The organism is Streptomyces sp. NPDC021224 (genome assembly GCF_044332905.1).
Taxonomy (GTDB): Bacteria; Actinomycetota; Actinomycetes; order Streptomycetales; family Streptomycetaceae; genus Actinacidiphila.
Map to the genome: position 1 here is coordinate 128,594 of NZ_JBIRPW010000003.1, position 18,964 is coordinate 147,557.

The 18,964-nt window shown below is 73.7% G+C and carries 16 protein-coding genes and 1 pseudogene; 9 read left to right on the plus strand and 8 right to left on the minus strand.

Annotated elements, in window-relative coordinates; all coding sequences use genetic code 11:
* Positions 1-74: 74 nt before the first annotated feature.
* Complete coding sequence (locus tag ACH4PY_RS09110; protein ID WP_398177868.1) at positions 75-797, plus strand: NUDIX hydrolase; 723 nt, start codon at positions 75-77, stop codon at positions 795-797.
* Between the two features lie 332 nt (positions 798-1,129).
* Positions 1,130-2,698 (plus strand): glycoside hydrolase family 88 protein, encoded by a 1,569-nt coding sequence (locus tag ACH4PY_RS09115; RefSeq protein ID WP_398177871.1) that lies wholly within the window; start codon positions 1,130-1,132, stop codon positions 2,696-2,698.
* Positions 2,699-2,743: 45 nt separating this feature from the next.
* Here ACH4PY_RS09115 and ACH4PY_RS09120 read toward each other — a convergent pair whose 3' ends face one another.
* From ACH4PY_RS09120 to ACH4PY_RS09145, 6 genes and pseudogenes are all read right to left on the minus strand, one after another.
* Positions 2,744-3,541: a phosphatase PAP2 family protein gene (locus ACH4PY_RS09120; protein ID WP_398177873.1), complete on the minus strand. Its 798-nt coding sequence runs from the start codon at positions 3,539-3,541 to the stop codon at positions 2,744-2,746.
* 1 nt (position 3,542) lies between these two features.
* A complete protein-coding gene (locus tag ACH4PY_RS09125; RefSeq protein ID WP_398177876.1) occupies positions 3,543-4,499 on the minus strand; it encodes a YihY/virulence factor BrkB family protein in 957 nt (318 codons plus the stop codon).
* Between the two features lies 1 nt (position 4,500).
* Positions 4,501-6,249 carry a diacylglycerol kinase family protein gene (locus ACH4PY_RS09130; protein WP_398177878.1) on the minus strand — a complete coding sequence of 583 codons (1,749 nt, stop codon included), beginning with the start codon at positions 6,247-6,249 and terminating at the stop codon, positions 4,501-4,503.
* 103 nt (positions 6,250-6,352) lie between these two features.
* Positions 6,353-7,576, minus strand: coding sequence for a phosphatidylserine/phosphatidylglycerophosphate/cardiolipin synthase family protein (locus ACH4PY_RS09135; protein ID WP_398177881.1), 1,224 nt, complete (start codon positions 7,574-7,576; stop codon positions 6,353-6,355).
* Between the two features lie 180 nt (positions 7,577-7,756).
* Positions 7,757-8,413 carry a maleylpyruvate isomerase N-terminal domain-containing protein gene (locus ACH4PY_RS09140; RefSeq protein ID WP_398177884.1) on the minus strand — a complete coding sequence of 219 codons (657 nt, stop codon included), beginning with the start codon at positions 8,411-8,413 and terminating at the stop codon, positions 7,757-7,759.
* Between the two features lie 301 nt (positions 8,414-8,714).
* Positions 8,715-9,623: pseudogene (locus ACH4PY_RS09145) on the minus strand (amino acid permease); the annotation flags it as partial.
* Between the two features lie 444 nt (positions 9,624-10,067).
* Here ACH4PY_RS09145 and ACH4PY_RS09150 point away from each other — a divergent pair.
* The 5 genes from ACH4PY_RS09150 (at position 10,068) to ACH4PY_RS09170 (ending at position 14,586) form a co-directional block, all read left to right on the plus strand.
* Positions 10,068-10,547 carry a DUF1453 domain-containing protein gene (locus ACH4PY_RS09150; RefSeq protein WP_398177887.1) on the plus strand — a complete coding sequence of 160 codons (480 nt, stop codon included), beginning with the start codon at positions 10,068-10,070 and terminating at the stop codon, positions 10,545-10,547.
* Positions 10,544-11,698 (plus strand): sensor histidine kinase, encoded by a 1,155-nt coding sequence (locus tag ACH4PY_RS09155; protein WP_398177890.1) that lies wholly within the window; start codon positions 10,544-10,546, stop codon positions 11,696-11,698. The genes ACH4PY_RS09150 and ACH4PY_RS09155 overlap by 4 nt, the downstream gene beginning before the upstream one ends.
* Entirely contained in the window at positions 11,695-12,354 is a 660-nt protein-coding gene (locus ACH4PY_RS09160; RefSeq protein WP_398177893.1) for a response regulator, read from the plus strand. Before ACH4PY_RS09155 ends, ACH4PY_RS09160 begins: the two co-directional genes overlap by 4 nt.
* 94 nt (positions 12,355-12,448) lie before the next feature.
* Positions 12,449-12,928, plus strand: coding sequence for a DUF485 domain-containing protein (locus ACH4PY_RS09165; RefSeq protein WP_398177895.1), 480 nt, complete (start codon positions 12,449-12,451; stop codon positions 12,926-12,928).
* A gap of 11 nt (positions 12,929-12,939) precedes the next feature.
* A complete protein-coding gene (locus tag ACH4PY_RS09170; protein ID WP_398177898.1) occupies positions 12,940-14,586 on the plus strand; it encodes a cation acetate symporter in 1,647 nt (548 codons plus the stop codon).
* Positions 14,587-14,617: 31 nt separating this feature from the next.
* Here the strand turns inward: ACH4PY_RS09170 and ACH4PY_RS09175 are convergent, their stop codons facing one another.
* Positions 14,618-15,322, minus strand: a complete 705-nt coding sequence (locus tag ACH4PY_RS09175; protein ID WP_398177901.1) for a response regulator — start codon at positions 15,320-15,322, stop codon at positions 14,618-14,620.
* Positions 15,319-16,962, minus strand: coding sequence for an ATP-binding protein (locus ACH4PY_RS09180; protein ID WP_398177904.1), 1,644 nt, complete (start codon positions 16,960-16,962; stop codon positions 15,319-15,321). The genes ACH4PY_RS09175 and ACH4PY_RS09180 overlap by 4 nt, the downstream gene beginning before the upstream one ends.
* Positions 16,963-17,202: 240 nt before the next feature.
* Here ACH4PY_RS09180 and ACH4PY_RS09185 point away from each other — a divergent pair, with 240 nt between their 5' ends.
* Positions 17,203-18,036 (plus strand): ABC transporter ATP-binding protein, encoded by an 834-nt coding sequence (locus ACH4PY_RS09185; RefSeq protein ID WP_398177907.1) that lies wholly within the window; start codon positions 17,203-17,205, stop codon positions 18,034-18,036.
* Between the two features lie 4 nt (positions 18,037-18,040).
* The gene (locus ACH4PY_RS09190; RefSeq protein ID WP_398179263.1) at positions 18,041-18,934 is read left to right on the plus strand and encodes an ABC transporter permease; all 894 of its coding nucleotides are present in this window, start codon (positions 18,041-18,043) and stop codon (positions 18,932-18,934) included.
* Positions 18,935-18,964: the final 30 nt, after the last annotated feature.

Here is an 18,964-nt window from a genome sequence, read left to right on the forward strand (position 1 = left end):
ACCTTGCAGGGTTAAGGTCCATGAGACCATAAGTGCTGGACATCTTTAAGTCAATATGACCTTTAGGGAATCTGATGAACGACCGGCTGGAGGGTTCCGCCGAGGTGGAGCCGTCGTGGGTGACCGTGGACCTGGCGATCTTCACCGTCAGGAGCGATCGGTTGATGGTGCTCCTGATCGATCGCGGGCGTGAGCCGTACCTCGGCCGAGCCGCGCTGCCCGGCGGCTACGTCCGTAAAGGCGAGACCCTTCGTGCAGGGGCGCTGCGCGAACTGCGGGAGGAGGCCGGGATCGACGGCAGTCGGCTCCACCTGGAGCAACTCGGTGCCTACGGGGATCCGCCACGCGACCCGAGAGGGCGCGTGGTCACCGTCGCCTACCTCGCCCTGGGGCCTGACCTTCCCGTGCCTGTGGGCGGCACGGATGCCGAACGCGCCTACTGGACTCCAGTGTCAGAGCTCCTGCGCGCCACGGACTACTTGGCTTTCGACCACGCCGATATCCTCGCGGACGCTTTGGAGGAGGTCCGCAGGAAGCTCGAGTACACCGCCATCGCCACGGCCTTCTGCGGGGAATCGTTCGCGTTGAGCGAGCTGCGTACGGTCTACGAGGTGGTCTGGGGGCAATCCCTCGACCCGAGCAATTTCCGCCGCAAGGTACTCAACACCAAAGGCTTCGTGCGCCCCACCGGGGAACAACGAATTCCACCCACCGGCCGTCCGGCTGCCCTCTACGCCCGTGGGGACGCGTGGCTACTCAGTCCACCGCTGCTGCGGAGCGGTGGTCCCAACGGATAGATCCAGTGCGAGTCCGGTTCCACGCCCGCGAGTGGGGCGCCAACTATCCTGAGCCTCCAATGGGGACGTCGACCCGCTGAACCCGGAGCCGGGTGACCAAACCTGTCACCCAACCCTGCACCAGACCCCCCAACGGCGGCTGTGCCGCCCACGGCGGGCAGGGTGAGGTACGGGGGATTGACCCCGGGATTGGTCCAGTCCTATGGTCGCGGGGCGCGGCGAGTCATGTCGGTGTCTCTTGTTCGCATGTGTGAATAAGGGATGGGCGGTGTGGCGCGCGTGATCGATCACGAAGGTTCGTCCCCCACCACCCGTTCGTGAGAGGCATCGCCATGGACCGACGCACGTTCCTGACCGGCGCGCTCGCGCTCACCGCGGCCGGAGTGCCCACCGTGGGCGTACCGGCGGCCGCGCGTGCGGCGGGTGCCGCGGCTCCGGCGGCCACGCTTCCGGCGCGGCCCGACATCGTCGCGGTGCTGCGGCGTGTGGCGGACCAGTGGATCGGCGCGCATGCCGGGGGTGGTGACAACCAGTGGGCCGACTCCACCCTGATGAGCGGGCTCATGGCGCTCCACCGGCTCACCGGCGACGTCACGTATCTGAACTACGTGACGAACTGGGCCCAGACGCACGGCTGGGGGCTCAACGGCGGCACCGGTACCCGTGACGCGGACAACCAGTGCGCGGGGCAGGCGTATCTGGATCTGTACGACCTCGCGCCGGCCGACAGCAAGATCGCGGCGATCGAGAGCTGCCTGCACACCATGACGTACGTCAACCAGGTCGACAAGGACGACGACTGGTGGTGGGACGACGCGCTCCACATGGCCATGCCGCAGTTCGCCCGGCTCGGTGTGCTGCGCGGGGACGGCGGCTACTTCGACAAGCTGCACCGGCTCTACACCCACACCAAGAGCGCCGAGGGCGGTCCCGGCCTCTACGACGCCGCGACCGGGCTCTGGTACCGGGACAAGAACTTCCTGCCCGGCGGCATCGTCTCGCCGTCCGGGAAGCCGGTGGTGTGGTCGCGCGGCAACGGCTGGGTCGCCGGTGCGCACACCAAGGTCCTCAAGGCGCTGCCCGCCGGTCAGGCCGACGTCCCGGAATACCGGGCGACCCTCACCCGGCTGATCACCGCGGTCGCTTCCGTCCAGCGCGCCGACGGCTTCTGGAACGTCAACCTCGCCGACCCCAGCCACTACCCCGGCCCCGAGACCAGCGGCACGGCCTTCTTCCTCTACGGCACCGCCTACGCCGTCGCCTCGGGCCTGCTGGACCGGACGGCTTACCTGCCGGTCGCCGCGCGCGCCTGGAACGGGCTGGTCGCCACGGCCGTCCACCCGGACGGAGTCCTCGGCTACGTCCAGAAGGTCGGCGACCGCCCCGACTCCAGCCAGCCCGTCACGTACGACAGCAGCGCAGACTTCGGCGTCGGCGGCTTCCTCCTGGGCGGCACGGAAGTGGCCGCGCTCGCCGATCCCGGAACGGTCGGCGGCGGTCCGGCCTCGGGCACGTACGCGCTGCGTGCCCGGATCAACGGCCGTTACGTGACCGCGGAGGACGGCGGCGCGTCGCCCCTGATCGCCAACCGCACGGCCGTGCAGGGGTGGGAGACCTTCACCCTGACCGCCGGTTCCGGCGGCAACGTCACGCTCCGGGCGCAGGTCAACGGCAAGTATGTCAGCGCCGACGACGCGGGCGCCTCGCCGCTCGTCGCCAACCGCGCGACGGCGCAGGGCTGGGAGACCTTCCTCGTCGTCGCGAACCCCAACGGTTCGGTGAGCCTGCGCGCCCAGGCCAACGGCAAGTACGTCACCGCCGCGAACGCGGGCGCCTCCCCGCTGATCGCCGGTGCCGCGACGGTCGGGACGTGGGAGCAGTTCGACCTCGTCGCCCTGTAACGTGCCGGGCCCTGCCGCTCCACGTCCCGTGTCAGGCGTCAGGCGTCAGGTGTCGTGGGGGCGGGCGGTCGGTTCGGGGCGGGGCCGGTCGAGTTCGGGCTCCAGGCCGTCGGCGAGCGGGGGGACGGGCCGGTGGACGTCGGACCGCCAGGCGTCGAAGGCCCAGGCCGTGGCCGCCACCACCGCGAGGCCGAGCAGCCAGCCGCCGATCACGTCGCTGCACCAGTGCACCCCGAGCGCCACGCGGGTGAAGCCCACGCCCACGACCGCCAGCGCCGACACCAGCCAGCACAGCCCGCGCGCGGCCCGGGGCACCAGCGGGAGCAGCACCAGCAGGAAGATCGCGAAGGACGTGGTGGCCGTCATCGCGTGCCCGGAGGGGAAGGAGAAGCCAGGGGCGTGCGCCACCGGGTCGGGCAGGGCGGGACGGGTCCGTTCGACGACCGCTTTCACGAGCATGCCCGTGAGCGCCCCCGCGATCGCGGTCACCGCCGACCAGGCCGCCAGCCGCCACGCCCTGCGGTGCAGGAGCCACAGGGTGAGCAGTCCCACCAGCGTGCGCAGGGTGCCGGGGGCGAGGATCCAGTTCGACACGAAGGCCATCGTGCGCGTCCAGCCGTGGTGGCGGACGGCGTACCGGTGCAGCGAGTCGGCCGCCCCGGTGTCCACGCGCCGCAGCGGGCCCCAGTGCGCCTCCACCAGGACGAGCACGAGGCCGAAGAGCACCGCCGCGACCGCGGCCCCGGCGGCCGATCCCAGCAGGTGGACGCCGTACCGGCGGTCGGCCCGGCGCGTGCGGTCGAGGGCCGGCGGGGACCCGGTGCGGGAGGCGTGCGGGGGCATGTCAAGCTCCAGGATCGGATCGGACGGGTCCCGGCCGCAGCGCCCGTACCGCTTCGAGCTGGGCCGCGAAGGACAGTCCCAGGAACAGGGCGAGCGACGTCAGGTAGGACCACAGCAGCAGGGCCATGAAGGCGCTCAGCGGCCCGTAGACGGTGTCGAAGGAGCCGCTGAGCCGCAGGTACAGGGCCAGCAGCGCGGTCAGGGCGGCCCACAGCACGATGGCGACCGCCGCCCCGAACGCCAGCCAGGTGTAGCCCGGCTGGCGGCGGCGGGGCGAGCCGCGGAAGATCACGCTCGCGGACGCCAGCGCGAGCAGGACACCCGCGGGCCAGCGTACGCAGTTCCAGACGGTCAGGGTGGTTCCGCCGCCCACGTGCCAGACGGCCACCGCGGAGGCGCCGAGGTCGTTCCCGGCCACCATGGCGATCGTCGCCAGGCCCAGCGGGGCCCCGGCCGTCACCGACATCACCAGGCCGCGGGTGTACTTCTGGCGGAAGGGGCGGTCGCGCTCGATGCCGTAGATGCGGTTCGCGCCGCGTTCGATCTGGCACATCCCTGTGGTGAGGTTCACCCAGGCGAAGAGTAGGCCGAACCACAGGGCGAACTGGGCGCCTTCGCCCGCGTGTTCCCGGCTGCGCGCGAGCGCGTCCTCCACGACCTGCTCGCTGGGGCCCGCGGCCAGCCGGCGGATCGTCAGCTCGGCGACCCGGCCCAGGCTCTCGCCGTGCAGCGCCGTGGACAGGCCCACGAAGGCGATGGCGAGCGGGATCACCGCCAGCACGATCTGCAGGGCCAGGGCCCGCGCGTGGCTGAAGCCGTCGGCGTAGCGGAAGCGGACGAAGGAGTCGCGCACCAGCGGCAGGCGGCCGTGGCGGCGCAGCGCGGCCATCGCCTCGTCGGCCGACAGCTCGTCCTCGGGCATGTCGTGGGTCTGCGGGACCCGTGTCGCGGTGCCCATGTCACAGCCCCTGCTGGGGCCCGGGGCCGGGGAGGCCGGGGAGGCCGGGGAGGAGGACGTGCAGGGCCCCCGGGACGACACGCGCGGACAGCCGCCGTCCGGCGGCCACCGGATCCCCGTCGACCTCGCGCGGGCACGGGGCGTCCAGGACGATTTCCGCCGCGTGGCAGGGGAAGACCTCCAGCCCGCCGGGGCGGGAGTGCCGGGAGGCTCCGCGCAGGATCTCCGAGGTGGCGGCGACCCAGCCGCGGATCCCCCGCGGGTCCAGGAGGACGACGTGCAGCAGACCGTCGTCGGGACGGGCGTCGGGCGCGAGCGACGCACCGCCCTGGAGGCCGCCCACGTTGGCGACCAGGACCATGCGGACGGCGCGGCGTACCGGCTCCGCGCCGTCCAGGCGCAGCGTGACCCGGGTACGGGCGGTGCGCAGGGCGCGCAGCGAGGCCAGGGCGTAGGCGGGCCAGCCCAGCGCGGACTTGGCGCGCTCCGGCGTGCCCTCCATCAGCGCCGCGTCCAGTCCCGCACCGGCCATGACGCAGAAGTGGCCGCCGGGCGCCCCGCTGTCCCCTTCGAGGAGACCCAGGTCGACGGGGCGCGGCGACCCGCCGAGCGCCGCGTCGAGCGCACGGGCGGGGTCCAGCGGAAGGCCGAGGTTGCGGGCGAGGAGGTTGCCGGTGCCGTGCGGGGCGATCGCCAGCGTCACGCCCGAACCGGCCAGGGCGTCGGCGACCGTGCGGACGGTGCCGTCGCCGCCGCAGACGACGACCAGCTCCGCTCCGTCCGCAACCGCCTGTGCGGCCTGGCCGTGCCCCGGGTCGTCGGCGGTCGTGGGCAGGAAGCGCGGCGCCGTCCGGCCGTGGCGCTCCAGCACCAGCCGGAGTTTGTCGCGGTCGGCGGCGGAGACGGAGACGGGGTTGACGATCACCACCGTCGGGCCGGGCGCCGGCGCGGTGGCGCTGCGGGCCTCGTCCGCGGCCTCGTCCGCCGCGTGCTTCGGGAGCGGGGCGGGCACGGCGTCGCCGGACAGCACCGAACGGCCCACGACCAGCAGGGACAGCGCCCCGTTGAGCATTCCGCCCGCGACATCCGTCGGGTGGTGCATCCCCCGGTACAGGCGGCAGGTGCCCACGCCGAGCGGCACCAGCAGCAGGAGGACCGCCACCGCGATCCGCCAGGGGCGGCTCAGCCTGCGGGCGCGGGTGAGCACCAGGACGGCGAGCCCGCCGTACAGGGCGGTGGCCGCGCCGGTGTGGCCCGAGGTGTAGCTCGACGTCGGGGGCGAGTCGTCGAGCCGGTGCACCTCGGGCCGCTGACGGTCCACGGCGCTGGTGATCGCGAGGAACACCAGCGCCTGGAGCGACACGCTCACCGCGAGGAAGACGGCCTCGCGCCACCGCGGCAGGACCGGCGCGAGCACCAGAACAGCGCAGACGACCAGCGTGATCGCGATGATCGTCAAGGTGTTGCCGGCCTCGGACCCCCAGGACGTCAGCGTGTCGAAGGTGCTCGTCCGGATTCGCGCGAACCCCTCGTTGACGCTGTCCTCGGAGGTGATCGGCCATATATGGCGCGCCGGGCCGGTGATCAGCAGGCCCAGTCCGATCAGCAGCGCCGCCTGGCACACCGTGAGCGCGGCGACGCGCGCGGCGGCGGCCGCCGTGCCGGTGGTCGGCAGCGACGGACGTCCGGAGCGGGACGGCGCGGCGGGCCGCTGGTCCGGGACGCCCCGGTCGGGGAGCACGGTGGGCATGGGACCCCCTGTTCTACGGGTGGGTTGGGGACGGGGCAGGGGCGGTGGGACGGCGGGCCCCGGTGTGCGGGGGCGCGGGGGTGCGGCGGCAGGGTCAGGCGGCTCAGAGGAAGCGGCGGATGGGCAGCACGGCGGCCTCGCGGGCGCGCTGGAGCAGGACCCGGCGGCGCCACCGGGCGGGGTCGATCGCCTCGGTCCGCAGCATGTCGCGCTCGAAGTCGGCGTCCAGCTCGGCCGTGAACTCCTCGTCCAGCACCGCGAGCATGACCTCTTCGTCGTGGTCCATCGACCGGCGGTTGAAGTTCGAGGAGCCGATCAGCGCGCCCACCCCGTCCACGGTGGCGATCTTCGTGTGGAGCATCGTCGGCTGGTACTCCAGGATCTCCACGCCCGCGTCGAGCAGCGACGCGTACAGGTGCTGCCCGGCGAGCCGGCAGGCGCGCTGGTCGGTGTGCGCGCCGGGCAGCATGATCTGCACCTGGACACCGCGCCGGGCGGTGGCGCACAGCAGGTCCGCGAAGTAGTCGTCGGGGGCGAAGTACGCGGTGGCGAGGCGGAAGCGCTCCTCGGCCGAGGTGATGACGACGCGCAGCAGCGTCTGCATGTCCTGCCATCCGACGCTCGCGGAGCCGCGGACCACCTGCACCACCGCTTTCCCCGGCTGCTCGTGCGGGACGAAGCGGTCACGGTCGTCGAAGAGTTCGGTGTGGCACTCGGCCCAGTTCTGCGCGAACGCGGCACAGATTCCGTCGACGGCGGGGCCGCGGACCTCCACGTGGGTGTCGCGCCACTCGCCGGGGCCGCGGGCGTCGCCGCACCACTCCTGCGCGATGCCCACCCCGCCGGTGAACGCCCGGCACTCGTCGACGATCAGCGCCTTGCGGTGGCAGCGGTGGTTCTGCTTGAACGGCGAGAGCCACAACGGCTTGCGGAACCACGCCACATGCACGCCGGCCGCGTGCATCGCGTCGAGGAGGGCCGGCTCGATCTGCTTGGCGCCGAAACCGTCGAGCAGCACCCGCACCCGCACACCGGCCGCGGCCCGTTCGGCGAGGGCGTGCGCGAAGTCGCGGGCGATCTGGCCGCGCCAGTACACGAAGGTCATCATGTCGATGGTGTGCCGGGCGCCCCGCACCGCCGAGAGGAGGGCGGGGAAGATCTCGTCGCCGTTGCGCAGCGGGCGCAGCGCGTTGCCCTCGGTCGCGGCGACGCCTATGAGACGCTCCAGCCGCCTCCGCAGTCGCTGGGCGCGGGCATCCCGGTCGAGAGCCGGCGGCGGCCCGGCGTCCGGACCGGTGTCTGGCGCGCGGAACTCCGCAATGGTCATCTGAACCTCCCGTGACACGGCGACCGTCGACCGTCTCGGCTCGACGGCATCCACTCGCCGTCTGCCCCGTCTTCGCCGGATGAGGCCTGCTGACCAGCAGGACGGATCTGACGAGGCCGTGGCCGCGCAGGGAGGACCCGGCCGCCGCTCGGGCGGGCGGCGCGGCAGGGGGCGGGCGGCTCAGCCCACGACGAAGGGCAGGCGGGCGGCCGTAGTGCCCAGTTCGGCACGCTGCGCGCCGCTCGGGGAGCGGCGGCCGGTGCCGACCAGCAGGGCGTCGGCGTCGGACCAGGCGGCGGGGAAACGCGTGTCCGCGAGCTGCTCCAGCATCGCGCGGGACCTGGCCAGGGCCGTGGGTGGCGGGCCGGGGACCGCCGGGAGGTGGGCGGTCAGGTCGAGGTGGTGCAGGGTCCACTCCAGAACGTACGCGCCCAGGTAGTCGGCGGCGGTCAGGACCTGCCCCCGCGTGCCGACCCGGGCCGCGGGGTCGGCGAGGCGCGCGGCGCGTCCGGCGGCGGAGCCGACGTCGTCGAGGTGGAAGGCGAGCAGCGCGGGATCCTGGTAGGCGGCGGCGAGACGGACCGTCAGCGCGTCGAGCGGGTCCTCGCCCGTCGGCGCGGTGGCCGACACCTCCCAGTACGTGATCGCGTCGCGCGTCGGCTCGGCGGTCTCGGGGGTCGCCAGCGTGATCAGCACGTCCTGCGCGTCGATGACCAGATGGCACACCAGATCGCGGACCAGCCAGCCGGCACAGCCCGAGGGCGCGCCGAAGTCCTCCGCCGCGAGGCCGGCGACGGCCGCGCGCAGAGCGGTCCACGACTGCGTGAAGAGGTCCATGGCCGCAACCTAGCAAGGCGCGAGGAGGCCGCGGCTCGCCCGCGGGGCCGGCATCCGCTCGCCGGACCGTCCGGCAGGCGAGCGGCCTGGCGAGGCGCGAGGGGCCGTGGCTCGTACGGGGGTCCGGCATCCGCCCGGCGCAGGGCTCGCGCGCGCCGGACCGTCCGGCAGGCGTGCGACTGGGCAAGGCGCGAGGGGGGCCGTGGCTCGTGCGCGGGTCCGGCGCGGGGACGCGCGGGCCCTCGCCGACGCGGTCCCGACGGCGCGTCCACCGGCCCGGTCCGGACGCTCGGCGCGCCGCTCAGATCCCGGGGGAGCCGGTGCCGGGCGGCCGTTCCGTGAGGCGGAAGCGCAGCCGGCAGATCACCGCGTCGGTGTCGCGCCGCACGGCGTGGGCGAGGACGGCGCCGCGCTGGTTCTGCAGCAGCCGCTGCCAGGCGTGGCGCGGTTCGGTCTCCGCGATGAGGACGGTGACGCGGACACCTGGCTGCCCCGCGGCAAGGGTGCGTACGTACGCGGTCACCGGACGGCCCAGGTCGCGGTGCGGCGAGGGCAGTTCGACGAGCGGGACGCCGGGTGCCCACAGCTCCCAGTCGCGGCGCAGCGCCGCCGTGCGCTCCGCGTCCTCGGGGTGCGTGACGGTGACGGCGCGCACGTCGTCGCCCAGCGCCCCGGCGGCCGACAGCGCCTCGCTGGTCAGCCGGGAGAGCGTGGCCACGGGCACGACGACGAGCGAGCGTTCGCGGTGCGGGGGTTCGGGGACGCGCCCGAGTCCGAGGGCGGCGCCCGTCCGGGCGTACGAGCGGTGCACGCCCTCGAACGCGGCCACCAGCAGCGGCACGGCCACCACGACCAGCCAGGCACCCTCGGTGAACTTGCTCGCCGTCACCACGACGGCCGCCACGCCGGTGAGAACGGCGCCGGTCCCGTTGAGCAGGGCCCTGCGGCGCCACCCGGGCACGGTGTCGCGCACCGAGCGCCAGTGCCTGACCATGCCGGCCTGGCAGATGGTGAACCCGAGGAAGACGCCGATCGCGAACAGCGGGACGAGCCGGTCGGTGTCGCCGCCGGACGCCACCAGCAGCGCCGCCGAGACGAGCGCGAGCGCCAGCACGCCGTGGCGGTGCACCTGCCGGTCGGCCTTGAGCGCGAAGACGTGGGGGAGGTAGTTGTCCCTGGCCAGCAGGCTCATCAGGACGGGCAGGCCGCCCCCTCTGTGAGGGTCCCGGGCGGTGGTCGGTACGGACATGTGCGGCTCCTGGAACGGCGGCGGATCGCCTCAGCGTGCGGGCCGGACGGCACGCGGGGCGGCACTCCGTACGCCCTCCTGGCACGGGAGGGGGAGGTCTTCTCGGAACCTTGACGGCGGGGGTGGTGGGGCGCGGCGGGCCGGCGGCCGTGGCTCGGCGGGGTGGGGTACGGGGCGCCCGGCCGCGCGGGGGGAGCGCGGACGGTGCCGCGAGCGCGCGGACGGCGCGGATCCTGCGGGCCGGGTGGACGGGGGGAGGCAGCGGGTCCGCGCGGTCTCTCCACCCGGGGGTGGAGGTGCGATTTCAACCCGGGGCTTGATCCGCTGAACTGCGTGTTTCCGTAGATTCGAAGACACCGGCAGACCGCCGGTGATTCCCGCGTCGCGCTGATGGAGGTGCCCCTCATGTCCGGCTGGCTCAACGCCCTGGTGATCGTCGCGGTCCTCGGCCTGGTGATCGCCCGCCAGGTCCGCCCGCGCCAGATCTCCGCCCGCGGGCGGTGGTGGCTGATCCCGGGGATCCTGCTGGTGCTGGCGATACGGGACGGCGGGCTGGTCGACCCGGCCCACCGCGACCTGTCGGTCCTGCTGCTCTGCGCCGAACTGCTGGTGGGGGCGGGCATAGGCCTGGCCTGGGCGCGGACCAGCCGGGTGTGGACGGGGCAGGACGGCGCGGTCTGGACGCAGGGAACGCGGGCGAGCATCACCGTGTGGGTGGTCGGCATAGCCGCGCGCGTCGCGCTCTACGCCGCCGGGGCCGCGGCCGGGGTGCGCGAGGAGACGGGTTCGGTCCTCCTCGCGATGGGCCTCACGCTGCTGATACGTGCCGCGCTGCTCGTGCGGCGGGCCCGGGGCGTGGAGCCGTCGTACCGTACGGTCGCATGAGCATGTGGACGTCCTGGCCGTCGAAGGAGGCGCTGGACCGTTCGGGCAGGTCGGCGAGTCGGCGGGGGATCGGCCGCGGGGTCAGGGCGGTCCTGCTCGCGGTCGCGGTGTGGGCGACGACCACCAGGACGCACCTGTCCGGCTGGCAGATCGCGCTGGCCCTGGCCGGAATCGCCGCCGCGAGCGCGGTCGTGTGGATCTTCTTCCGGGTCACCCTGCGACGGCTGCTGTGGCCCTCGGTGGCGCTCATGGCGCTGCTGATCGCTGCGGCGGCCGGCTGCCAGGCGCTGGGCGCGCCGGTCGCGGCGGGGGTGCTGGTGTGCGGGGTCGCGATGCTCTCCCTCCAGCGGCTGCCGCTCGCGGCGGCGGCGCCCCTGGCCGGGGCGGCGCTGGTCGACTTCGTCCTGATCGGCGGCTCCGACGGCCGGCCGGCAGCGCTGCTCACGGTGCTGGGCCTGTGCCTGCTGGGCTACACCGCCCGGCTGGACGCCGAGGCGCGCGGCAAGACGCAGCGGCTGCTCGCGCAGGAGCGGGCGGCGCGCAGGGCGGAGGCCGAGACGGCGGCGCTCGCCGAACGGGCCAGGATCGCGCGGGAGATCCACGACGTGCTCGCGCACAGCCTGTCGGCGCAGACGGTCCACCTGGAGGCGACGCGGCTGCTCATCGAGCGGGGCGCGGAGCGTGACGTGGTGCTGGAACGGGTCGTGGCGGCACGCCGGATGGCGCGGGAGGGCCTGGCGGAGACACGGCAGGCGCTGTCGGCGCTGCGGGGGGACATGTCGCCGGTGGAGGAGTTCCTGCGCGAGCTGGTGTCGTCCGGGGGAGCACGGCTGGAGGTGAGGGGGGAGTCGCGCGGGCTCCCGGCAGAGGCCGGGCTCGCCGTGCGGCGGGTGGCGCAGGAGGCGATGACCAACGTCCGCAAGCACGCGCCGGGAGCGCGGGTCGAGCTGCGGCTGGAGTACCGCCCGGCGGAGGTGGAGCTGGAGTTCAGGGACTTCGGCGCCAGGGTGCCTGTGGACAACTCTCTGGGGGCCTCCGGATCCGGCTACGGTCTTGTGGGGATGCGGGAGCGCGCCGAACTGCTGGGCGGCGCGCTGGACGCGGGACCGGCGGAGGAGGGTTTCGTGGTGCGGTTGCGGGTGCCCGTATGACGCGGGTGGTGGTCGCGGACGACCAGACGATCGTGCGCGAGGGGATCGTGACGCTGCTGGGGCTGCTGCCCGGGATCGAGGTGGTGGGCGCAGCGGCGGACGGCGAGGAGGCCGTCCGGCTGGCCGCGGAACTGGAGCCGGACGTGGTGCTGATGGATCTGCGGATGCCGCGGTGCGACGGGGTGGAGGCGACCCGGCGGATCCGGGCCGGGCGGCCGGCGACGCAGGTGGTGGTGCTCACCACCTACGCCGACGACGACTCGCTCTTCCCGGCGCTGCGGGCCGGGGCGCGCGGATATCTGACGAAGGACGCGGGCGGCGACGAGATCGCCCGGGTGATCACGGATGTCACCGCGGGCGGGGCGGGGCTGTCGCCGGCGCTCCAGGGACGGGTGCTGGAGATGCTGGCGGGGCAGGACGAAGTGGGAGGGGTGACGCGACACGACGAGGGGAAGGAATTGCCGGATGGGTTGACGGTCCGGGAGGCGGAGGTGCTGGCGCTCGTGGCGGAGGGGCTGTCCAACTCCGAGATCGCGGCAAGATTGCAGGTCAGCATGGCTACGGTGAAGACGCACATCAACAACTTGTTCGCCAAGACCGGGGTGCGGGACCGGGCTCAGGCCGTGGGGTACGCCTACCGGAAGGGCATCACCTGATGGGGTGAGCGATTCGTGATTGTCGGTCGGGATCTTCCCGCTCTGTCCAATATGGGGCACACGGTTCATCTGGCCGTGGAACGAGGAGAGTTCGGTGGACAAGCACGACGGCGGCGACCCTTTGGCGCTGCGGGTGGACGACCCATGGCGGGACGCCGGAGAGGAAGAACTCTGGTTGCCCGGTCAGTCCCAGCCCGCCGCGCCACCTGAGGAGAGGGCGCCGGCTGCCGCGGGGGTGACGGGGGACCGGGGGGCGGTCTACGAGGAGGTGCAGTTGAGTGCCGCGTTCCGGGAAGTGCGGCAGCGGTACAGGGGGTTCGCCTTTCCGGCGGCGACGGGGTTCGTCGCCTGGTATCTGCTCTACGTCGTGATGGCCACCACGGCGCCGGGGCTGATGGGCCACCGGGTGGCCGGGCAGGTCAATGTGGCGATGGTCGCGGGGCTGGCGCAGTTCGCCACGACGTTCCTGCTGACCTGGGGATACACCCGGCACGCGCGGCTGCGCAGGGACCGGGCGGCACTCGACCTGCGCTGGACGCTGGCGACCAGGACCGGGCAGGAGCGCGTGCGGTGAAGGACCAACGGATGACAGCGGCGGCGTACCTGGCCGATTCGGCGGGCGAGCACCAGGGTCTGGCCGTGGTGCTGTTCACGGTGTTCGTCTCGGTGACACTGGCGATCACCGCGTGGGCGGGGCGGCAGCGCAGCTCGTCGGTGGAGTTCTTCGCCGGCGGCCGGATGTTCAGCCCGATGGAGAACGGCTTCGCGATCTCCGGCGACTACATGTCGGCGGCGTCCTTCCTCGGCATCTCGGGGCTCATCGCGCTCTACGGCTACGACGGCCTGCTGTACTCGGTGGGCTTCCTGGTCGCCTGGCTCGTGGTGCTCATGCTGGTCGCGGAGCTGGTGCGCAACTGCGGGCGCTACACGCTGGCGGACGTGCTGTCGGCCCGGATGAAGCAGCGTCCGGTGCGGATCGCGGCGGGCACCTCGTCGGTCGTGGTGTCGGTGCTGTACCTGGTGGCGCAGATGGTCGGCGCCGGCAGCCTGGTCGGGCTGCTGCTCGGCGGGGAGAGCACCGCGGCGCGGACCTGGGCGGTGATCGGCTGCGGCGCGCTCATGGTCTTCTACGTGACGTTCGGCGGGATGCGGGCCACCACCTGGATCCAGATCGTCAAGACCGTGCTGCTCATGAGCGGCACGGTGCTGCTCACCGTGATGGTGCTGTGGCGCTTCCACGGAAACGTGGACGACCTGCTGCGGTCGGCGGTCGGCGGCAGCGGGCAGGGGCACGCGTTCCTGGCCCCGGGACTGAAGTACGGCGGGAGCTGGACCTCCCGGCTGGACTTCGTGAGCCTCGGCCTCGCGCTGGTGCTGGGCACGGCGGGCCTGCCGCACATCCTGTCGCGCTTCTACACGGTGCCCACGGCCCGTTCGGCGCGGCAGTCGGTGGTGTGGGCCATCGGGCTCATCGGGGCGTTCTACCTGATGACGATCGTGCTGGGCTTCGGCGCCGCGGCCGTCGTCGGGTCGGACACCGTGCGCTCGTCCAACGCGGCGGGCAACACCGCGGTGCCGCTGCTCGCCGAGGCGCTCGGCGGCGGCGCGGGGACGACCGGCGGGACGGTGCTGTTCGCCATCGTCGGCGCGGTGGCCTTCGCGACCATCCTGGCCGTGGTCGCCGGTATCACCCTGGCCTCCTCGGCGTCGGTCGCGCACGACCTCTACACCGCGCTGCGCCGCCCCGCGGCCCGGCACGGGCGGCGGGACCCGGGCGAGGCCATGGAGGAGGACGAGGTGCGGGTCGCGCGGTTCGCCGCCGTCGGCATCGGCGCGGCGGCCATCGCGCTGAGCCTGCTCGCCCAGGACCAGAACATCGCCTTCCTGGTGGGCCTTGCCTTCGCGGTGGCCGCGTCGGCGAACCTGCCGGCGCTGCTCTTCTCGCTGTTCTGGTCGCGCTTCACCACCCGCGGTTCGGTGTGGGCGATCTACGGCGGGCTGGTGCCGGCACTGCTGCTGGTGGCGCTGTCGCCCGTGGTGTCGGGCCGGCCGGACGCGCTCTTCCCCGGGGTCGACTTCCATGTCTTCCCGCTGGAGAACCCCGGGCTGATCTCGATCCCGCTCGGCTTCCTCGCGGGGTGGCTCGGCACGGTGCTGTCGCCGGAGCCCGCCGACCCGAAGCGGTTCGCCGAGACCGAGGTCAGGTCGCTCACCGGCGCCGGAGCGGTTTAGCCGGTGCGCCCGGCGGGCCCGGCCGGCGCGTTCAGCGGCCGGGCGCCGCCCAGGCGTAGCGGTGCTCGGGCCGGCCGGTGTCGCCGTAGCGGAGGGTGAGGCTCAGCCGGCCCGCCTGCTCCAGGTGCTTGAGATAGCGCTGGGCGGTGGATCTGCTGAGCCCCGCCCGCTCCGCCACCTCGTGCGCCGACAGCGGGTGCGGCGCCTCCCGCAGCACCCGGCGGATGAGGTCGGCGGTGGGCGCGGAGTGGCCCTTGGGCAGGTCGGCGGGAGCGGCGGCCGCGGAGCGCAGCGCGCCGAAGATCCGGTCGACCTGCTCCTGCCCCGCCTCACCGCGTCCGCCCCCTCCCGCGACGCCGTCCAGCGCCCGGCGCAGCGCCGCGTAGCCGTCGAGCTTGGCGCGCAGCCCGGCGAAGCCGAAGGGCTTGACGAGGTACTGCAGCGCTCCCAGCCGCAGCGCGGCCTGCACGGTCGCGACGTCCCGGGCCGCCGTCACCATGATGACGTCGGCGTGGTGGCCCTGCTGGCGCATCCGGCGCACCAGCGTCAGCCCGGGCTCGTCCGGCAGGTAGTGGTCCAGCAGCACCAGGTCGATACGGCCGCGCTCCAGCGCCGCCAGCGCCTGCGCGGCGGTGTGCGCCCGCCCGGCGACCCGGAAGCCGGGCACCTTGGCGACGTAGGCGGCGTTGATCTCGGCCACCCGGAAGTCGTCGTCCACGACCAGCACCTCGATCATCGGTCCCCTCCTCCGGCCGCCGGAACGAGTACCCGGTGCTGCCCGGCGGCGTCCTGCCGCGGCGCCAGGTCCCCCGCCATCAGTGCCTCGGGCAGGACCACGGTGAACAGCGCCCCGCCCCCGGCCCTGGCGGTCACCCGAGCGGTGCCGCCGTAGCGCTCCGCGAGCCGCCGTACGAGTGCCAGGCCGAGGCCCCGTCCGCGGTGCGCGGGCGGCTCCTTCGTCGTCCAGCCCTCCTCGAAGATCCGCCCGCGCAGCTCCGGCGGCACCCCGGGCCCGTCGTCGCCCACCCGCAGCAGCACCGTGGACCGCTCGGCCCGCAGCTCCACCTCCACCTCGCCCGCCGCGGCGTCCAGCGCGTTGTCGACCAGGTTGCCCAGCACGGTCACCACGTCGCGCGGGTCCACCACCTGGTCCGGCAGCAGTGTGTCCGGCGCGATCCGCAAGCTCACCCCGCGCTCCGCCGCGATCGCCGACTTCCCCACCAGCAGCGCGGCGACCAGCGGGTCCCGCACCCGTTCGGCGACCTCCTCCGCGGAGGTCCGGTGGGCGTCGGCCACCTCGGCGAGGAAGTCCACGGCGGCGTCGTGCAGTCCGAGTTCGAGCAGGCCCAGCAGCGTGTGCAGCCGGTTGGCGTGCTCGTGGTCCTGCGCCCGCAGCGCGTCCAGCAGCCCGTGGGTGGAGTCCAGCTCGCGGCCCAGCAGCTCCAACTCGGTGCGGTCCCGCAGGGTGACGACGGCGCCGCCGCCCTCGGTCGGCATCCGGTTGGCGACCAGCACCCGCCCGTCGCTGACGGTCAGCAGGTCGGTGCCCCCGGCCCGTCCCGCCAGCACGTCGGTGGTCCGTCCCGGCGGCAGCACCGCCTCCAGCGGGCGGCCGGTGTCCTGCGCACCGAGCCCGAGCAGCCGCTGCGCCTCGTCGTTGAGCAGGCGGATCCTGCCGTGCGGGTCGAGCGCGACGACGCCTTCGCGGATGCCGTGCAGCATCGCCTCCCGCTCGTCCAGCAGCGCCGAGATGTCCGCGAAGGCCAGTCCGTGCGTGGCGCGCTGGAGCCGCCGCGCCGCCCAGAGCGCGGCGAGCACGCCCACCGCGAGCGCCGCTCCGGCGTAGCGCAGCAGCGGTACGACGGCCAGCAGCCGGGCGCGCATGCCGGTGTAGTCGAAGCCGACGGACACCGCCCCGACGATCCGCCCGTGCGCGTCCCGCAGCGGCACCTTGCCGCGTGCGGTGCGGCCCAGGGTGCCGCTGTCGATCTGCATGATGTCGTGCCCGCCGAGCGCGACGCTCGGGTCGGTCGAGACGTGTTCGCCGATCCGGGACCGGTCGGTGTGCGACCAGCGGGTGCCGTGCACGTCCATGACCACGATGTAGCTGGCGCCGGTGGCCAGCCGGATGCGTTCGGCCTCCGCCTGCACGGGGCCCTGCGGGGTCGGCCGGGAGGTCAGCAGCGCCTGGGCCACCTGCGGCTCGGCGGCGACCGTCTGCGCGATGGCCAGGGCCCGGCGCATCGACTGCTGGTCCAGCTGCCGGCTGAGCGGTGCCAGGAAGAGCCCGACCGCCAGGGCCGTCACCCCTGCGGTGATCAGCACCTGCATCAGCAGCACCTGCGCCGAGACGCGGCGCGGCCACCCGATGCGCATCGTCGCCTCCTCCGGCCGCGCGTCCCGTTTCCGTCCCTGACGGCAGCGGGGCGCACCTGCGGCTCCGGCGCCCGTGCCGTCCACGCAACGTAAACGCTGGGCGCGCCGAAAGGCAGGGTCCGTCACGCTTTCGTTGTCCTGACGTGGGCTAAACGAGCACAAGCCCAGCTTGCGGGCACAAGGCGGGCTTGCGCTCACAAGCCTGTGCGGGCCCGGCGGACGCTCGTAGCGTCCACCGCCATGACCCACGACACGAGCCCCGCCATCGAGCTGCGGGGGGCGGGAAAGGCGTTCCGGACACCGTCCGGCGCGCTGCACACCGCCGTGAGAGATCTGGACCTGACGGTCGGGCGCGGTGAGTTCGTCGCCGTCGTCGGCCCCACCGGCTGCGGCAAGTCCACCACGCTGACGCTGGTCAGCGGCCTGGAGGAGCCCTCGGAAGGCGAGGTGCTGGTGGGCGGGGAGCCGGTGCGCGGCATCGGCACCGAGGTCGGCTTCGTCTTCCAGCAGGACGCCGTCTTCCCGTGGCGCACCGTGCTGTCCAACGTCATGGCGGGGCCGCGTTTTCGCGGCGTGCCCCGGGCGGAGGCCAGGGAGCGGGCGCGGGACTGGCTCTCCCGGGTGGGGCTCGCGGCCTTCGAGGACCGCTACCCGCACCAGCTGTCGGGCGGCCAGCGCAAGCGCGTCGCGCTCGCCGCGACCTTCGTCAACGACCCGTCGATCCTGCTGATGGACGAGCCCTTCTCGGCGCTCGACGTGCAGACCAGGGCCCTGATGTCGGACCAGCTGCTGGAGCTGTGGGCCGGTACGGGCGCCTCGGTGGTCTTCGTCACGCACGACCTGGAGGAGTCGATCGCGCTCGCCGACAAGGTCGTGGTCATGACCGCGGGCCCGGCCACCGTGAAGGAGGTCTTCACGATCGACCTGCCCCGGCCCCGCAAGGTCGAGGAGGTCCGCCTCGAACCGCGCTTCGTCGAGATCTACCGCGAGATCTGGTCCTCGCTCGGCGAGGAAGTCCGCATCACCAGGGAGAGGGGTGCCACCGGTGCCGAAGCCGCCGAAAACGCTGCGTGACCCCGTGGACGCGAGCCCGGAGCGGGCCGCGCCCGGCAGGCCGGAGACGGTGAAGGCCGCGGCCTCCGGGTCCGCGGCCGACCGCAGGGCGGCGCGGGCCCGCGCCGCCCGCAACCGCACGCTGCTGGTGTACGGCTGCCGGCTGCTGGTGCTCGCCGCGGTGCTCGGCCTGTGGGAGTGGTTCGCCCGCACCGGGGTCATCGACCCCTTCAACTTCTCCATGCCCAGCAAGATCTGGGACCAGATCCGGCAGTGGGCGCTGCACGGCACCGCGCAGGGCAGCCTCGCCGAGCAGATCTGGGCGACCCTGTCCGAGGCGCTGTTCGGCTGGCTCATCGGCGTCGTCGCCGGTGTGCTGCTGGGCATCGCGCTGGGCCGGGTGCGTTTCCTCGCCGACGTCTTCGGCCCCTACGTCAAGGTGCTCAACGCCCTGCCGCGTATCGTGCTGGCCCCGATCTTCCTGATCTGGTTCGGCCTCGGACCGGCCTCCAAGGTGGCCTCCGCGGTGGTGCTGGTCTTCTTCCCGGTCTTCTTCAACGCCTTCCAGGGCGCCCGCGAGGTCGATCGCAACCTGGTCGCCAACGCCCGGATCCTCGGGGCGAGCAACCGGCGGGTCACCTTCCAGGTGGTCATCCCCTCGGCCACCTCGTGGATCTTCACCAGCCTCCACGTCAGCTTCGGCTTCGCGCTGATCGGCGCGATCGTCGGCGAGTACATCGGCGCCACCAAGGGTCTGGGCCTGATGGTCTCCACCGCGCAGGGCACCTTCAACGCCGCCGGTGTCTACGCGGCGATGGTCATCCTCGCCGTCGTCGCCCTCGTCGCCGAGGGCCTGCTCACCTTCCTGGAGAAGCGGCTCTTCCGCTGGAAGCCCGCCGACGCGGGCACCGGCCGCTGACGTACCGCCTCCTTCCACCGCCTCCCTCCA

Excerpts from the sequence above, each read along its gene's own strand:
- ACH4PY_RS09135 (WP_398177881.1), bottom strand. The coding sequence starts at position 7,576 with ATGACCATTGCGGAGTTCCGCGCGCCAGACACCGGTCCGGACGCCGGG.
- ACH4PY_RS09180 (WP_398177904.1), bottom strand. The coding sequence starts at position 16,962 with ATGCGCATCGGGTGGCCGCGCCGCGTCTCGGCGCAGGTGCTGCTGATG.
- ACH4PY_RS09160 (WP_398177893.1), top strand. The coding sequence starts at position 11,695 with ATGACGCGGGTGGTGGTCGCGGACGACCAGACGATCGTGCGCGAGGGG.
- ACH4PY_RS09170 (WP_398177898.1), top strand. The coding sequence starts at position 12,940 with ATGACAGCGGCGGCGTACCTGGCCGATTCGGCGGGCGAGCACCAGGGT.
- ACH4PY_RS09155 (WP_398177890.1), top strand. The coding sequence starts at position 10,544 with ATGAGCATGTGGACGTCCTGGCCGTCGAAGGAGGCGCTGGACCGTTCG.
- ACH4PY_RS09120 (WP_398177873.1), bottom strand. The coding sequence starts at position 3,541 with ATGCCCCCGCACGCCTCCCGCACCGGGTCCCCGCCGGCCCTCGACCGC.
- ACH4PY_RS09140 (WP_398177884.1), bottom strand. The coding sequence starts at position 8,413 with ATGGACCTCTTCACGCAGTCGTGGACCGCTCTGCGCGCGGCCGTCGCC.
- ACH4PY_RS09115 (WP_398177871.1), top strand. The coding sequence starts at position 1,130 with ATGGACCGACGCACGTTCCTGACCGGCGCGCTCGCGCTCACCGCGGCC.
- ACH4PY_RS09130 (WP_398177878.1), bottom strand. The coding sequence starts at position 6,249 with ATGCCCACCGTGCTCCCCGACCGGGGCGTCCCGGACCAGCGGCCCGCC.
- ACH4PY_RS09125 (WP_398177876.1), bottom strand. The coding sequence starts at position 4,499 with ATGGGCACCGCGACACGGGTCCCGCAGACCCACGACATGCCCGAGGAC.
- ACH4PY_RS09150 (WP_398177887.1), top strand. The coding sequence starts at position 10,068 with ATGTCCGGCTGGCTCAACGCCCTGGTGATCGTCGCGGTCCTCGGCCTG.
- ACH4PY_RS09175 (WP_398177901.1), bottom strand. The coding sequence starts at position 15,322 with ATGATCGAGGTGCTGGTCGTGGACGACGACTTCCGGGTGGCCGAGATC.
- ACH4PY_RS09185 (WP_398177907.1), top strand. The coding sequence starts at position 17,203 with ATGACCCACGACACGAGCCCCGCCATCGAGCTGCGGGGGGCGGGAAAG.
- ACH4PY_RS09110 (WP_398177868.1), top strand. The coding sequence starts at position 75 with ATGAACGACCGGCTGGAGGGTTCCGCCGAGGTGGAGCCGTCGTGGGTG.